Source organism: Vibrio sp. CAU 1672 (assembly GCF_029223195.1).
GTDB lineage: Bacteria > Pseudomonadota > Gammaproteobacteria > Enterobacterales > Vibrionaceae > Vibrio.
Window position 1 is genome coordinate 1 of the sequence record NZ_JARHUF010000010.1, and the last position, 14,767, is coordinate 14,767.

The 14,767-nt window shown below is 49.3% G+C and carries 12 protein-coding genes; 4 read left to right on the forward strand and 8 right to left on the reverse strand.

Going from position 1 to position 14,767, the window contains the following annotated elements; translation table 11 throughout:
* Positions 1-154: 154 nt before the first annotated feature.
* The 3 genes from P2G85_RS11075 to P2G85_RS11085 all read right to left on the reverse strand — a co-directional run bounded on the left by P2G85_RS11075 (position 155) and on the right by P2G85_RS11085 (position 2,769).
* Positions 155-247: a MetS family NSS transporter small subunit gene (locus P2G85_RS11075; protein WP_275864145.1), complete on the reverse strand. Its 93-nt coding sequence runs from the start codon at positions 245-247 to the stop codon at positions 155-157.
* Positions 244-1,710 (reverse strand): sodium-dependent transporter, encoded by a 1,467-nt coding sequence (locus P2G85_RS11080; protein WP_275864146.1) that lies wholly within the window; start codon positions 1,708-1,710, stop codon positions 244-246. The genes P2G85_RS11075 and P2G85_RS11080 overlap by 4 nt, the downstream gene beginning before the upstream one ends.
* A gap of 468 nt (positions 1,711-2,178) precedes the next feature.
* A complete protein-coding gene (locus P2G85_RS11085; protein ID WP_275864147.1) occupies positions 2,179-2,769 on the reverse strand; it encodes an outer membrane beta-barrel protein in 591 nt (196 codons plus the stop codon).
* Between the two features lie 128 nt (positions 2,770-2,897).
* Here P2G85_RS11085 and P2G85_RS11090 point away from each other — a divergent pair, with 128 nt between their 5' ends.
* Both P2G85_RS11090 and P2G85_RS11095 read left to right on the forward strand, forming a co-directional pair.
* On the forward strand, positions 2,898-2,990 hold the full coding sequence (locus tag P2G85_RS11090; RefSeq protein WP_275864148.1) for a YnhF family membrane protein: 93 nt from the start codon (positions 2,898-2,900) through the stop codon (positions 2,988-2,990).
* A gap of 18 nt (positions 2,991-3,008) precedes the next feature.
* The gene (locus tag P2G85_RS11095; protein ID WP_275864149.1) at positions 3,009-4,154 is read left to right on the forward strand and encodes a patatin-like phospholipase family protein; all 1,146 of its coding nucleotides are present in this window, start codon (positions 3,009-3,011) and stop codon (positions 4,152-4,154) included.
* A 126-nt stretch (positions 4,155-4,280) separates the two neighbouring features.
* Here P2G85_RS11095 and pyk read toward each other — a convergent pair whose 3' ends face one another.
* Complete coding sequence (pyk, locus tag P2G85_RS11100) at positions 4,281-5,723, reverse strand: pyruvate kinase (protein WP_275864150.1); 1,443 nt, start codon at positions 5,721-5,723, stop codon at positions 4,281-4,283.
* Between the two features lie 324 nt (positions 5,724-6,047).
* Here pyk and P2G85_RS11105 point away from each other — a divergent pair, with 324 nt between their 5' ends.
* Entirely contained in the window at positions 6,048-7,265 is a 1,218-nt protein-coding gene (locus P2G85_RS11105) for an ROK family protein (protein WP_275864151.1), read from the forward strand.
* A gap of 199 nt (positions 7,266-7,464) precedes the next feature.
* Positions 7,465-8,418: a chemotaxis protein CheV gene (locus P2G85_RS11110; protein WP_275864152.1), complete on the forward strand. Its 954-nt coding sequence runs from the start codon at positions 7,465-7,467 to the stop codon at positions 8,416-8,418.
* Between the two features lie 51 nt (positions 8,419-8,469).
* Here P2G85_RS11110 and P2G85_RS11115 read toward each other — a convergent pair whose 3' ends face one another.
* The 4 genes from P2G85_RS11115 to P2G85_RS11130 form a co-directional block, all read right to left on the reverse strand.
* Positions 8,470-11,544, reverse strand: coding sequence for an error-prone DNA polymerase (locus tag P2G85_RS11115; protein ID WP_275864153.1), 3,075 nt, complete (start codon positions 11,542-11,544; stop codon positions 8,470-8,472).
* A 6-nt stretch (positions 11,545-11,550) separates the two neighbouring features.
* The gene (locus tag P2G85_RS11120) at positions 11,551-12,954 is read right to left on the reverse strand and encodes a DNA polymerase Y family protein (RefSeq protein WP_275864154.1); all 1,404 of its coding nucleotides are present in this window, start codon (positions 12,952-12,954) and stop codon (positions 11,551-11,553) included.
* 4 nt (positions 12,955-12,958) lie between these two features.
* Entirely contained in the window at positions 12,959-13,651 is a 693-nt protein-coding gene (gene imuA, locus P2G85_RS11125; protein ID WP_275864155.1) for a translesion DNA synthesis-associated protein ImuA, read from the reverse strand.
* Between the two features lie 118 nt (positions 13,652-13,769).
* The gene (locus tag P2G85_RS11130; protein ID WP_275864156.1) at positions 13,770-14,513 is read right to left on the reverse strand and encodes a YciK family oxidoreductase; all 744 of its coding nucleotides are present in this window, start codon (positions 14,511-14,513) and stop codon (positions 13,770-13,772) included.
* Positions 14,514-14,767 lie beyond the last annotated feature (254 nt).

The following is a 14,767-nucleotide window of genomic DNA, read 5'->3' on the forward strand; positions in this document are numbered from 1 at the left end:
AGAGAGTTTTACCCTGCCGGAGAGAAGAGAAAGAAGCTACCCAAGAGCAGTAAAGAAAAGGCCTAGTCGCTATGCGACTAGGCCTCCAAAAAAGCGTTAAGTTATCTTAACTTACATGCATTAGGCAACATGCCGGCATTTTTTTTAGTTTGGGTTATTTGTCTATCGCTCGCTTAATACAGTATGCCGCGCCTCCCCAGGTAATACCCAAGCCGATGATCATCATGATAATTGCGCTAGTTGTCATTTTGCCTGCTCCTCACGGTTGATGGCATTGATGGCGAGGCCGAAAGTAAATAGTGCGCCAATCATGGCCCAGCCGAGGGTTAAGTCATAACCGCCATAGCCTTCGGTGAATAGGGTGGTTAGTTTGGTGGCTAAGATCACCGCCAGTATGGTTGGGGTGATAAAGCGTAAACAGACTTCAAACCATTGGCCAATAGTAAAATCTGACTTGGCGTTAACGTATTCTCTTACTTCCGGTACTTTATTGAGTAGCCATGCCATAAGTACGATTTCTACTAATCCACCGACTACAATGCCAATGTTGTTGGCAAAGTGGTCGACCAAATCAAGCAGTAGCAGGCCTCCGTTGGTGGCAAAGGCCATGGAAATAACCAAGCCGGTACCGATTACTACATTTGCGGCCTTTTTACGGCGCCATTTTAATTTATCAATGATCGCAGATGTGACAGCTTCCATGATGGAAATATGTGAACTTAAGCCGGCAACAACCAGGGCGAAGAAGAACAATGGACCCAAAATGTATGGCGCTGGCAGCAAGTTAATGGCGGCTGGCAGTGTGACAAAGGCGAGCCCGACCCCTGCAGAAACGACTTCTGTCAGTGGTTTGCCTTGTTCTTGTGCCATGTAACCCAGTACCGAGAAGATCATGATGCCGGACAGAATGGAGAAACCACAGTTAATCAATACCGTCATGAAAGCGTTGTTGGTAACATCTGATTTTTCAGGCAGATAGCTGGAATAGGCCAGCATGATCGCAAAACCGATACTTAAGGTGAAAAAGATCTGGCCATAAGCGGCGGCCCAAACTTTTACGTCCCAGATTTTGCTAAAGTCCGGCTCGAACATGTAGTTCACGCCATCCAACGCTCCAGGCAGGAAAGCCATACGTACAATCAAAAATAGCACCATTACAAACAGGATTGGCATCATGACTTTTGACGCGCGCTCAATACCTGAACTGACCCCCTTCGCGATCGCGATATAAGTGATCGCCCATGCGATCAGCATAGAAAGAGCGATTTTCCATTGAATACTACCTAAGTCAGTCGGGGAGTTATCGCCCAATTGAAGGTATTCGCTGAAGAAGAAAGCGTTCGTGTCGGCTCCCCAACCCTGGGTAAACGACAGACCAAAGTAAGAAATGGCCCAGCCGATCACCGCTACGTAATAGACCGCGATGACGGCGGCAACGCCGACCTGAAACCAGCCTAACCACTCAAATTTGGCGTGGATTTTGGCTAGCGTTGTTGGCGCTGAACCTCGGTATTTTTGTCCCATACTGAACTCGAGGATCATAAATGGGATACCTGCGGTGATCATGGCGAAAAGGTAAGGAATAAAAAAGGCACCGCCACCGTTTTCGTAGGCCATATATGGGAAACGCCAAATGTTACCCAGACCGATGGCCGATCCGACGGCGGCTAAGATGAATCCCGCACGGGATCCCCATTGTTCTCGCTTCATACTTGACTCCTATACAACTCCCTGCGGAATGAAGCTCTCTTATGCCCAACTTGTAACAATTCAACTAAAAGAAAAGGCTGCATGGTATCGGTTATAGCTAAACCATCTTCTAAAGTTTTATCTCATTGTAGTTATAAAAGCTGTGACCGAAAGAGTGGTTAGAATAAAATGTTAGTTATTTCGATGTGTGTTTGCGAAAGTTGAAATAATCATCTGCCGCATATCCTCAGACTAACGAGTTATCGGGTGTAACGCAATAGAATGTATATGTTAATCAACGGGGTGGGTGTGGTTTTAATGTTGTTAATTTTGCTCTTGTATGGAGCATTATTATGGTTTGATGACGTTTGGCTCGGCTTAATCTCTGTATAAGGGGTGTTGTATTAGTGATTTAATCTATTTTTTGTTTTCGGGGTGTATGGCTGTAATTCATACACCCGCCAGATGAAATGTCGATGAACCACAAGGTTAGAAGCGAAAGGTAAAACCGATATTGGACTGGAACTGATTCATCCAGTCAGTTTCGAACTTGATCACGCAGTTGGAGCCATCATTGGGTAATACGCACACCCCACTGGTATCGTTATCTACCACGGTACCCAGCCAGCGGATCTGAGCGGTTATGGCCATATTGTCGGAGAGCTCGTATTCCATCCCCGCAAATGCACTGGCAGAGAAACCGTATTTTTTATCTGCCCAGTCGGCATTGACGTAAGAGCCTCCGACACCGAGCCCGATGTAAGACGACCAGTGTTGATCCAGCGGGTAATAGACACTGCTCTGCAGTTGTAAATAATGTACGTCAGCAGAGTTGGCAATGGTTTCAAATTCGGTGGATTGATGGGAGTAGAACAGGCCTAATCTTCCAGACTCGTAGGGGGCTTCTACAGCGAGCGCAAGGTTTAGGGCGGGATCGAGGTTGTAGGTGTTTTTCTCCTCATCTTCAACCGCGCCTCCGCCGGTAAAGCCTAAGTATGGCGTGAGCAAAATCTGAGCATTCGTCGATACGCTGATGATTGCCAATATGTTTCCAATTATCCATCTAACTTTCTTGCTCATTTTCCTATCTCCCTATTATGATTAAGTTAATTGTGATGCCTTAGTCAAAATTGTGCGACTAAATTAGGCGTTTCTTGAACATATTTCACACCAGTGTTATTACTTTGTTACATTACAAGGAGGTGTTTATGGAACACGATCTAAAAATGAGCTTAGTTATCGTGGCGGTGGTTTTCGCTGTGCTGATCTCATTTGGTATGATTGCGATAACTGCGGCTTAACCAACTAAGGTTGAGCCAATGATACGTAATAGCGGGCTTATTACGCCTTATCATACTGAAATCGATTTGCCGGTTTACCGGCATTATTGGCAGGGCAAAACGGTTCTGGTGGCCCAAGGTGGTGGCCAAAGGGGCATTTTCACTGCCGGGGTGCTGGATGCGTTTTTGTTATCCAATTTTGACCCTTTTGAAGAATTTTACGGTACTTCCGCCGGGGCACTTAACCTTTGTTCATACTTATGCCGTCAGCATGGCATGGGTAAGGCTTTCATCACAGACCTCACTACATCAACCCACTTTTTTAATCTCTTTCGTTATATTCGTCATAACCAGTACCTTGGCCTGGACTGGGCATTAGAGCGTATTCAGCAGTACCCCTATAAGCTTGATATCGACTTGGGTCGCCGGGCGTTGGGTGAGCGGAGGGCGTTTGCCGCCGTGACAGACATAGACTCTCTGACGGATCATTACCTACCAATGTTGGGGGATAATTGGTTTCTTACCCTGGTTGCGACTTGTGCCATTCCCAAGCTTTATCAGAGCGCGGTTGAAATTGAAGGAATGAGGTATGTTGACGGCGGGGTGTCGGCTTCTATCCCTGTTCAGGAGGCGTGGCGCCAGAATGCGCGCAATATCATTGTGATCAGGACTGAGCCTTATTCAAAAATCGAAGCTCAGGCGCAGAGTATGTTGGGTGAGCGGCCATCAGAGTGGTACCGGGAATCGCTCAATTCAGTTCAGGATTCGTGGCACAGTAAAATCAGCCAGTGGAAGGAAGACTGGACGCAGTTTGTTCAGCAGAAGATCAGTAGTGCCGGACAAAGCAAACAGCCCGGTAGAAAGTTGCTCAATGGCGGGCGTTGGTTGTTTGGTGCTGAAAATCTGTACCGTTTGAGTCACATTATTGGTGAGAACTTTGACTCAGGCCTTGCTGATATGTTGATGATCCACTATCAGACTTATGAGTTAACCCAAGCTTTCCTGGCTGCCCCTCCCGACGATGCGTATGTTTTGCAAGTTGCACCTAAAGAGGAGCTGCAGTCCTCATCGTTACTGAGTACCCCAGAGCAACTTGAGCATGATTATGAGCAGGGGTTGCAAGCTGGGTATAACCTGGTCGACTTATATGATGGGCTTAAATCGGATGATCGCGAACGAGCATAGTTGCCTGTAAAAACATAGTTGCTTTTAAAAAAACATAGTTGCCCGCGAATAAGCATAGTTCCCCGGGAGCAGAAGGCTGGTGGGGTAACTAAGGGCTCTGGTGGAGAGCCCTTATGGTTTTGGTCATTACGCTGAAAGAATGCGCATGCAGTTGGTTGAGCCAACCACGTCCATGATATCTCCCTGGGTGATGATCACCAGATCGCCGTCACCTAATAACCCCTGTTCTTTCAGGCTGGCAATTGCTGCCTGGGCCGGTTTGAGGCCACTTTCACCTTTAGAATCGAAATAAACCGGCGTTACCCCCCGGTAGAGTGCAGCCTGATTTAGTGTGGTTTCATTGCGCGAGAGTGCAAAAATTGGCAGTCCTGAACTCAAACGTGACATCATCAGCGCCGTACGTCCCGATTCCGTTAATGCGACCATGGCACTGATCCCTCGCATATGGTTGGCGGAGTACATGGTTGCCATGGCGATGGTTTCTTCTGCGGTCTCAAACGTACGATCCATCCGGTAGGTGGAGTGGCTGGCTTCCGCCATCTTTTCCGCCCCGACACAGACTTCTGCCATCGATTTGACCGTTTCGATAGGATAAGCCCCGGCTGCGGTTTCACCGGAGAGCATCACTGCGTCTGTGCCGTCGAGTACCGCGTTTGCCACGTCCATTACTTCTGCACGGGTTGGCATCGGGTTGTTGATCATCGATTCCATCATCTGTGTGGCGGTGATGACGATGCGGTTCAGTGAGCGAGCCCGGTGGATCAGCTTTTTCTGGACCCCGATTAACTCGGGATCGCCGATTTCGACGCCCAAGTCTCCTCGCGCAACCATGACCACGTCTGAGGCGAGAATAATATCGTCGATGGATTCGTTGCTTTCTACCGTTTCTGCGCGTTCAACTTTCGCTACCAGTTTGGCTTCCAGCCCGGCGTCTCTGGCTAACCGGCGGGCATAATGCATATCTTCTCCGTTACGGGGGAAGGAAATGGCAAGATAGTCCACTTTGATTTCCGCAGCGGTGAGGATATCGGCTTTATCTTTTTCGGTCAGGGCATCGGCAGAGAGGCCGCCGCCTTTTTTGTTAATGCCTTTGTTATTTGACAGTGGGCCCCCAACGGTTACACGGGTGTGAACTTTGTTCCCGGATACGCTGGTGACCTGCAGTTGTACCCGTCCGTCATCCAGCAGCAGAATGTCGTTGGGTGTTACATCCTTAGGCAGCTCTTTGTAGTCAAGCCCGACCGCTTCTTGGTTGCCTTCTCCTTTCGCCAGGTCACTGTCTAGGGTGAACTTATCACCGACATTTAGTGTGACTTTGCCGTCTTTAAACGTTGATACGCGAATTTTCGGGCCTTGCAGATCGCCCAAAATAGCGATCTGGCGGCCCAGTTTAGCCGCGATAGCGCGGACTTTGCTGGCTCTCTGTTTGTGATCCTCACTTGAGCCATGGGAGAAGTTCATCCGGACGACATTGGCGCCCGCATTAATGATTTCTTCCAGGACATTATCCTGGTCAGTTGCAGGGCCAAGCGTAGTAACAATTTTGGTTCTTCTTAATGTAGGGGTCATAAGGTCTCCGAAGCATGTCGCTGTGGGAATGAGACTGGTTCATCGTGTTAGTGATTGTAATAAGTATATGCACACTCCCTATGGAATGTTGGTTTTTGGCCTAAATGGCGGCCAGGGCAGTAAAGTCTGATTAAGATACCTAATTTGGTTTGAAAAATAAGTGATTCGTTAGCCAAATTTGCGGCAGAGACATGTCGGATATTTGATTGAATACACAAACAAACGTGTTTATACGTGATGCTTGTCACGGAGATTTATCAATTCACTTCACAATTACTTCGCAAAGTAAAAAAATTGTGTCGTTATAGATTTTCGGAGTGCAAGATGTACATGGCTCAACCGGGCCATATTGATCATATCAAACAGGTCAATGCTGGTCGTGTATACAAACTAATTGACCTCAAAGGTCCCATTTCTCGAATTGATTTATCCAAGCAGAGTGAGCTTGCGCCAGCAAGTATCACCAAGATCACTCGAGAACTGATTGAAGCTCACTTGATCCATGAAACTACGGTGCAGGAAGCCACTAGTCGTGGCCGGCCTGCGGTCGGCTTGCAGGTGAATAATGAAGGATGGCAGTTCCTGTCTATGCGGCTTGGTCGGGGCTATCTTACTATTGCACTGCACGAACTTGGTGGTGATGTGCTTATTGATACGAAAATCGAGATCCATGAGCGTGATCAGGATGACGTGTTGGCTCGCTTGCTTTATGAGCTGGATGAGTTCTTCCAGACCTATGCTGATCAGCTTGACCGTGTGACCAGTATTGCGATTACGTTACCCGGTTTAGTCAACTCGGAGCAAGGTGTGGTGTTGCAAATGCCACATTATAATGTCAAAGATCTGGCGTTAGGCCCTGAGATCTACAAGGCCACAGGTCTGCCAGTGTTTATCGCCAACGATACCCGAGCGTGGGCTTTGGCGGAAAAACTGTTTGGTCATTCGCAGGATAACGAGAACTCCGTACTGATCTCAATCCACCATGGCCTGGGGGCCGGTATCATCCTGGATGGCCGTGTTTTGCAAGGACGGCACGGCAATATCGGTGAGTTGGGGCATATCCAGATTGATCCCAAGGGTAAGCGATGTCATTGCGGTAACCGGGGGTGCCTGGAAACCGTAGCGAGTTCGCAAGCCATCCGTGAAGAGGTGGTTGAGCGTATTGCCGCTGGCGAAGCATCGATTCTTGCGGAGCAAGAAGAAATGAGTATCGAGAGTATTTGTGAAGCCGCAGAAAATGGTGATCCGCTGGCGGTGGATGTGATTGAAAAGCTGGGGCGTTATCTGGGTTCCGCGATTGCGATCGTGATTAACTTATTTAACCCGGAAAAAATTCTTATTGGTGGTGTGATAAACCAGGCAAAAGAGGTTTTGTACCCGGCGATCCGCCGTTGTATCGAAGAGCAGAGTTTGCCGGTTTACCATCAGGATCTGGAACTGGTGGAATCACGGTTTTATAAACAGGCAACCATGCCCGGTGCGGCGCTGGTAAAACAAGCACTTTATGATGGCCAACTTCTGATGAAAGTCGTCGAAGGTTAAGCCAGTTTTCCTCTCCGTGACCTCTGGGTTCGTGGATTTAGTGATTTAGCTAAATCTACGAGCTTCTCTCCATTGCTATATCTAGCCTGTTAATGTACTTTGTTGCGATGTATGTCACTCATCTCAAAGGCTGAACGCTTTTTATAATTCATAAGTCATAAAGAGTGACAGGTTGTCTTTTTCGTATTTAGGTAGTGGTATGTCCGGAGTATTAAATACCGTTGATCAGCGCACCAACCTGGTTGGTGAAAACCGTCTGGAACTTTTGTTGTTTAGCTTAAACAGTCGCCAGTTGTTCGCGATTAACGTCTTCAAAGTGAAAGAAGTCATCAAACTTCCGCCGCTAACCAAGCTTCCCGGCTCTCACGTTCACATTCGTGGTGTCGCCTCGTTACGTGGTGACGCGGTTCCGGTGATTGACCTGCGGAGCTCGATTGGCTTTCCGCCTCTCCGAGGTGAAGTCGAGGAAGAGAATCTGATCATTACCGAATATAACCGCACGGTGCAGGGTTTTTTGGTTGGTCCGGTGCGTAATATCATCAATACCGCGTGGACCGAAATCCAGCCACCACCTTCTACATCCGGTCGTTCCACTTACCTGACGGCCATTACTCAGATTAAAGACGGTGATTCGTCACAAATTGTTGAAATTATTGATGTTGAAAAAGTGCTTGCTGAGATCGTTCACTATGATGTCACGATCTCAGAAGGTATTTTGGATCATGAGTTAGCCCAAGCCATGGTCGGGCGTAATGTTCTTATCGTCGATGACTCTTCCACTGCGCGTAATCAGATCCGCGATACTTTGTCGCAACTGGGGCTGAATATCATTGAGTGCCGTGATGGTCTGGAAGCTCTGACAGTACTCAAGCGTTGGTGCGATGAAGGCAAAGAGGTGGCTAAGGAGCTGCTGATGATGATCACCGATGCAGAAATGCCGGAGATGGACGGCTATAAGCTGACCCATGAAGTCCGAAGTGATCCGCGGATGGCTGAGCTGTTTGTCACTCTGAATACCTCTCTCAGCGGTAGCTTTAATGAAGCTATGGTACAAAAAGTCGGATGTAACCGTTTTATTTCTAAGTTTCAGCCTGATTTGCTGGTGGAAGTGGCTCAGGAGCGACTACGCCAGGTGCTGCAATCCGGCCGTTAATTTACAGCAGGGGAGGCCACGCCTCCCCTGCTGGTTTATGGACGTTGCTCGTTAATGAAAATCCCGCGATTTGCTCTGCAGTTGTGCCAGGTGACATGTGCAATCGATCAGTTTTCCGGCAATCACATGGGTGACATCCCCTTCGCGTTCTAAAATGCCTTTGACCATTAACACTTTCGCCGTAAGGTAAGCCTGCTTTTGTTCACGGGCAGTGGCACTCCAGACTACAACGTTGATGTTACCGGTATCATCTTCCAGAGTAAAAAACGTTACTCCAGCCGCAGTGCCAGGGGACTGTCTGCCAGTGACCACACCCACGACCGTCACCAATGATTTGTGCTCTTTTTCAGCCAGCTGAGTCATGCGGGTAAAACGCGGCAGTTTGCCTGCTTCTTCCAGCAAGGTAATGGGGTGACGCTGCAGCGAGAGCCCGGTACTGGCGTAATCTTCAATCAAGTTCTCGTACTCGGAAGGCTGAGTTTGATAACTCGTTACAGGCTCTTGCGTATGACTGAACAAGGGCAAATCTGAGAGTGAATCCATTGCTGCCCAGCGGGCGTTGTAGCGATTACCTGAAAGGATATGAAACGCATTGGCTGACGCTAATAATTCAATATCCCGACGGTTTCGCAGGATCTGCTTCACCTCTTGGATAGAGTGATAACCCGTTCTCGGGCGACGCTCGACCAATCGACTCGCACTTTCTGCGCTAAAACCTTTCACTAAACAAAATCCTAGCTGAATACCAAGATGATCATTAGGACGTTTGACTAAGTGGTGTTGGTACGACGAGTGGTTTACGCAGACAGGAAGGATTTCTACTCCGTGTCGACGTGCGTCCTGGACTAACTGTGAGGGGCTGTAAAATCCCATCGGCTGGCTGTTCAACAGTGCAGTGTAAAATTCTGCGGGGTAATAGTATTTAAGCCACGCCGAGCAATAGGCCAATACCGCGAAAGAGGCCGAATGGCTTTCCGGGAAACCGTATTCACCGAAGCCGCAAATCTGGTCGAAGATCCGCTCAGCAAAATCAAGCTCATAACCACGTTCACGCATGCCATTAATTAGTTTCGGCTTGAATTTGGCCAAATCGCCGTTTTTCTTCCAGGCGGCCATCGCACGACGCAACTGATCCGCTTCGCCTCCGGTGAATCCGGCGGCAACCATAGCCAGTTTGATCACCTGCTCCTGGAAGATAGGCACGCCCAGGGTACGTTCCAATACCTGCCGCACTTGTTCCGAGGGGTACTCAATGGTTTCTTCACCGTTACGCCGTTTAAGGAAAGGGTGTACCATGTCACCCTGGATTGGGCCCGGGCGAACAATCGCGATTTGAATCACCAGATCGTAATAGCAGCGGGGCTGAAGCCGTGGCAGCATGCTCATCTGGGCACGAGATTCTATCTGGAATACGCCAATGGTGTCTGCCTTCTGGATCATGCGGTACACATGGGGATCGTCCCGGCGTCGGGTGATCTCGGCAATCGAAAGTGAGCGCTGGTGGTGTTGCTCTACGAGCTGGAAGCATTTGCGAATCGCATTCAGCATGCCCAGTGCGAGCACATCAACTTTCAGTAATTTTAAGCTTTCTAAGTCGTCTTTATCCCATTGAATAATGGTGCGCTCTTCCATGGCGGCATTTTCCACCGGAACCAGTTCATACAACGGACCGGATGAAATTACAAAGCCACCTACGTGTTGAGACAAGTGACGTGGAAAGCCGATAATCTCATTTACCAACTGGATAAACTGCTGTCCTATAAGGGATTCAGGTTGTAAACCCAGCTCAATGAGCTGGGCTTGCCAGCCTTGGCCGCGATCCCGCCGGTTGACGTTTTTAATGAAAAAATCCAGTTGGGTTTCTTCAATGCCGAGCGCTTTGCCCACTTCCCGTACCGCGCTTTTAAAGCGGTAGCTGATCACCGTGGCGGCCAGGGCGGCCCGCTCGCGGCCGTATTTTTTGTAAATGTACTGGATCACTTCTTCGCGCCGCTCATGCTCAAAGTCCACGTCAATATCGGGCGGCTCATCGCGTTCTTTACTGATAAAGCGTTCGAATAGCACTGAAATCTGTCGCGGATCGACCGCAGTGATCTCCAGGCAGTAGCACACCACCGAGTTTGCGGCGGAGCCGCGCCCTTGATAAAGGATGCCCTGCTGCTTAGCAAACATCACAATGTCGTGAATGGTTAAGAAATAATACGGATATTCCAGTTCTTCAATTAAACGCAGTTCATTTTCAATGGTTTGATTAATCGCATCAGGCACACCTTCAGGAAAGCGTGTTTTTTTGCCGCGTTCGACGAGGCCGCGCAGGTAGGCCATCGGGGTGTGGCCGTCAGGTATTAACTCGGTAGGATATTCGTATTTGAGATCCGAGAGTTGAAATTCACACAAATCAGCGATGTATTTGCTCTCGGCCAGCCATTCTGGTTTATAGATGCGGACAAGTTTATGCAGCGGACGCAGGGCCCGCTCGGCATTGGACAGGCGCTCAAAGCCGAGTTTGTCGACACTGCAACCATGTTTCACGGCGGTGAGGACATGTTGCAAAGGAAGGCGCTCGACGGCATGCATAAGCACGCCACCGCAAGCCGTAATTGGTCGTTGCAGCTCATGAGCCAGCTTTTCACAGTGCGCTGTGTACGCACCATCATCGCCACCAAGGTGACGCTGAATCGCGATCCATAATCGACTGGCGTGATGTTGGTTAAGCCATCGCCCCCAGTAATGATCGCTCGCTTGGTGTGCCGGCAACCACAGTACTAAGCAATGGCTGATTGACATCAGATCCCATTCCGACAGCTGGTAATGGCCTTTTTTACAGCGTCTTCTGGCGTTGGTGATGATGCGGCACAGTTCGGCATACGCTTTGCGGCACGGGCAAAGCAGTACTACCTGACACTCATTATTGAGCCAAAACATGCTGCCGACGATTTGTTTGATATCCAGCTGGTGTTGCCGGATCGCCGTATGCGCCTTGACCACTCCGGCCACAGAACACTCATCAGTGATCGCGATGGCGTGATAACGATAAAACGCTGCTTGCAACACGAGCTCTTCTGCGTGCGAGGCGCCGGTAAGAAAAGAGAAGTTGGACTGACAAAAAAGTTCTGCGTAACTCATAATGATTTAACAAAAATACCCATGAAGAAACCAATGTTTGTGTTGATCGCGAAACACCCATAGCCAGCGACCTTGCCTGGAGTGGGCAATGTAGTAGTCGCGCATGACTTCATCCCCATCCCACCAGCCAGAGACAATCCGTTCCGGCCCGTGGATCAGCGACACCTGCTCTTGTAATCGGATAGGGGTGGGCAACTGCATCGCCGGTCGCAGCAGGGAAGGGGGCGAGGAAAGCGGGACATTCGGCTCATCGGCCGGGCGATATTGACTGGTTTTCTCTGGCCGTGGGTCACAAACGATATCTGGTTTGAGCACTGACGTTTTCCCCAGCCTGGCTTGTAATACTGACAGCAGTTCTAATCTATTCATTCGGCCTTGTTGACCGGCAAAGAGATCACAAGCGGTACTTAATGGTTCGCCCTGGCGAACCACTTGCAAGGTCAAACCAATGACCGGCCCTTTGAGAGTCAGTGATTCTAAGTTCAAACTGGCTAATTGCAGCCATCGCTGGCATAGATAATCACCTTGCGCAGAAGTGAGCTGAATATGCTGTTCTTGCTTGTCTCGCTGGTGGAGCGTTAGCTGTAACTCGAAAGCGACTTTGCCTCTCAGTCTGAGAAAGGTTTCAAGCTGGCGTAGTAACTTCGTTAAGGGCTCTTCCAGCCACTGCACGTTTTCGATCTCGAATAACAGTTCTAAATACACCCGGAACGCTTCAGTCGGATGATAAAAATCGACCGGATGCTTGAACTGACCAGTCAGGCGCCCGACATAGTTGACCAAATCAATGTCGAAGCGGCGGGCAATGTCTTGTAAAGGCAACTCAAGCAGCCCTTGTAACGTCGTTACCCCCACCCGCTGTAATTTATCGACGGTACTGTTGGACAGGTCGGTCAGCGTCAGGGGCAGGGGGCGGAGCGACTGCTGAATGAATTCTTTGTCTTCACTCAGTTGGTTACTGCCGGCAAGCGCCATCAGCTTTGCGGCAAAAGGAGAGCCGCCACAGCCAAATTGAAAACTCAGCTTTAAAGATGCCAGGTGAGTACTGATTTTGCGCCAGTAGTTTTGTAGCCCATCGTACAGGTTGAGCATTGGTGTCGCTTGTAGTAAAAGGCCTTGTTTTGGCATCAGCACGACATCAGAAGTGATCAGGTACAGCCACTGGGCAGTTTCTTGTAATTTGTGTAATTCTGTTTGCGGATGGTAAGGGTGTACCTGTAAGTCACGGCACAAGGAGGCCGCGCTACCCAGCCCCATATTGAGCTTAATACCGTGCCGCTCTGCGATGTCGTTACATTGAATAATCCGGCAGCGCTGGCTTTCTACTATCACCACGGGTTGGGTTTGGTTGTCACCAAACAGGGCATCCAGCTGCAGGCGGGGGAAATGCAAATAAATCCACAAAGCCATGCTGCTAACCCTGCCTGGCTATCGGGAAGTGCAGCACAGTCGAAGTAGGATGAGGCATGCTTGATACCACCAGTTGTGGGTAGTGGTGGTGGAAGTTAATCTCGACCTTGCCTTTGTTCCAGCCGCCTTTGCGCTTTAAGACTTCTACACTGATGCCTTGTTGGTGGCCTTGCAGCTTTAAACTGAGTGAAACTGGTAAAGGCAAGCGGTTGACTTGGGGGGACTTAAGTATAAACAGCGGGCAGGATCCTTGCTCACTGGCTACTTGCAGGCGTTTCACCTGGTGGATTTCGAGTTCGTCTTGCCACAGTAAGACATTACTACACACGCCACTTTTCAGGCACTGCTCTGCCGCCCAAAGCGTGTCACGCTGATGGTCTGGCGTGATGACCCAAACTTGGTTGAGATCCAGGCCGATACTGTGCAGAAACAGGGAGTTGATCAAAGCGGGTGGCTGGATGAATGCCGTGACCCCCGTGGACAGCGACGTTTTTAAATAAGGCCCCAATAGGCGCAGTTCGCCAATGCTGCCGATGGATTCCATTTCCACTACACCATGAGGTGGAAAACCTCCACCAAGCAGGGTATCCAGCTCAGGAAACCCTGAGCTGTTAAGCGACTGGTGCGGGTCAGCCTTGGTTAAATTGGCTTGCCAAACAAGCTGTTGGCTTTTTAAGTGCTGGATAATATCTTGCATAATAAATACCTGTATATTTATACAGTATATTTCTGTTATGGAAAGTCGCAAGATGTTTGTCGGAAGAAAAATGAAAAAAGGCAGCGTTTGCTGCCTTTTTAATCGGTCATGCTATGCGTTATCGTTTCGGCTGTGCGTCAATACACTGACCGTTTACATCGGTTACCGCCGGATCCATCAGGTGCAGGTAGAGTGGCATCAGGTCCAGTGGTGTTTTTAGCGTACTGGCATCTTCGCCCGGGTAGGCTTTCTCGCGCATACGAGTGCGGGTGGCGCCCGGGTTGATGGCGTTCACCCGTACTGGCGTATCACTCAGCTCATCGGCAAGAACCTGCATCATACCTTCAACGGCAAATTTGGAAATTGCGTATGGGCCCCAGAAGGCCCGGCCCGAATGGCCGACGGTGGAAGATGTGAAAATTATCCGCCCGGCGTCAGACTTACGCAGGATTGGCAGCAGGGCCTGGGTCATCAGAACTTCGGCTTTGACGTTGATTTGCATAAGATCGTCGAAGTCTTCCTCATTGATCTGTTCAAACGGGCAAAGCGCACTGAGAACGCCGGCGTTGTGCAGCAGGCCATCTAATCGGCCAAATTGCCCTTCAATGGTCTCAGCCATATCGATGTAATTCTGCTTTGTCGCCCCTTTGAGATCGAGTGGGATGATAGCAGCCTGCGGGTAACCGGCGGCTTCAATTTCATCATAAATTGATTCGAGATTTTGGACGTTTCTGCCGAGCAAGATCACGGTTGCGCCGTGCTTCGCATAAGAGAGGGCTGCCTGGCGGCCGATTCCGGCACCTGCGCCGGTAACCAGAATGACTTTACCTTTTAGGGCGTCTGTTGCAACGGAGTAGTTCACGGTGCTTCATCCTTATTATTGTAGGTGGTTCCAAGTAGTTGGCGTCAAAATTCACGCATTCCTTAACGGAAAATCTTGGTAATCGTGACAAGACGGTTACAATACACCAATTCATATGTTATACCAATTCCAGAGCTTGCACCGGGCATGTAATTCTTACCGCTATAACTGGTTTGGTTTTCTCCCGCCGGGATAACCCAATTCTTTTGCCTTCTGGCCGGGATTATATGATTTAGGTGTGCATCACTGGTATG

Coding starts and splice junctions, on each gene's coding strand:
- imuA (WP_275864155.1), bottom strand. CDS start 13,651: ATGCAAGATATTATCCAGCACTTAAAAAGCCAACAGCTTGTTTGGCAA.
- P2G85_RS11085 (WP_275864147.1), bottom strand. CDS start 2,769: ATGAGCAAGAAAGTTAGATGGATAATTGGAAACATATTGGCAATCATC.
- P2G85_RS11075 (WP_275864145.1), bottom strand. CDS start 247: ATGACAACTAGCGCAATTATCATGATGATCATCGGCTTGGGTATTACC.
- P2G85_RS11080 (WP_275864146.1), bottom strand. CDS start 1,710: ATGAAGCGAGAACAATGGGGATCCCGTGCGGGATTCATCTTAGCCGCC.
- P2G85_RS11095 (WP_275864149.1), top strand. CDS start 3,009: ATGATACGTAATAGCGGGCTTATTACGCCTTATCATACTGAAATCGAT.
- pyk (WP_275864150.1), bottom strand. CDS start 5,723: ATGACCCCTACATTAAGAAGAACCAAAATTGTTACTACGCTTGGCCCT.
- P2G85_RS11110 (WP_275864152.1), top strand. CDS start 7,465: ATGTCCGGAGTATTAAATACCGTTGATCAGCGCACCAACCTGGTTGGT.
- P2G85_RS11115 (WP_275864153.1), bottom strand. CDS start 11,544: ATGAGTTACGCAGAACTTTTTTGTCAGTCCAACTTCTCTTTTCTTACC.
- P2G85_RS11090 (WP_275864148.1), top strand. CDS start 2,898: ATGGAACACGATCTAAAAATGAGCTTAGTTATCGTGGCGGTGGTTTTC.
- P2G85_RS11105 (WP_275864151.1), top strand. CDS start 6,048: ATGTACATGGCTCAACCGGGCCATATTGATCATATCAAACAGGTCAAT.
- P2G85_RS11120 (WP_275864154.1), bottom strand. CDS start 12,954: ATGGCTTTGTGGATTTATTTGCATTTCCCCCGCCTGCAGCTGGATGCC.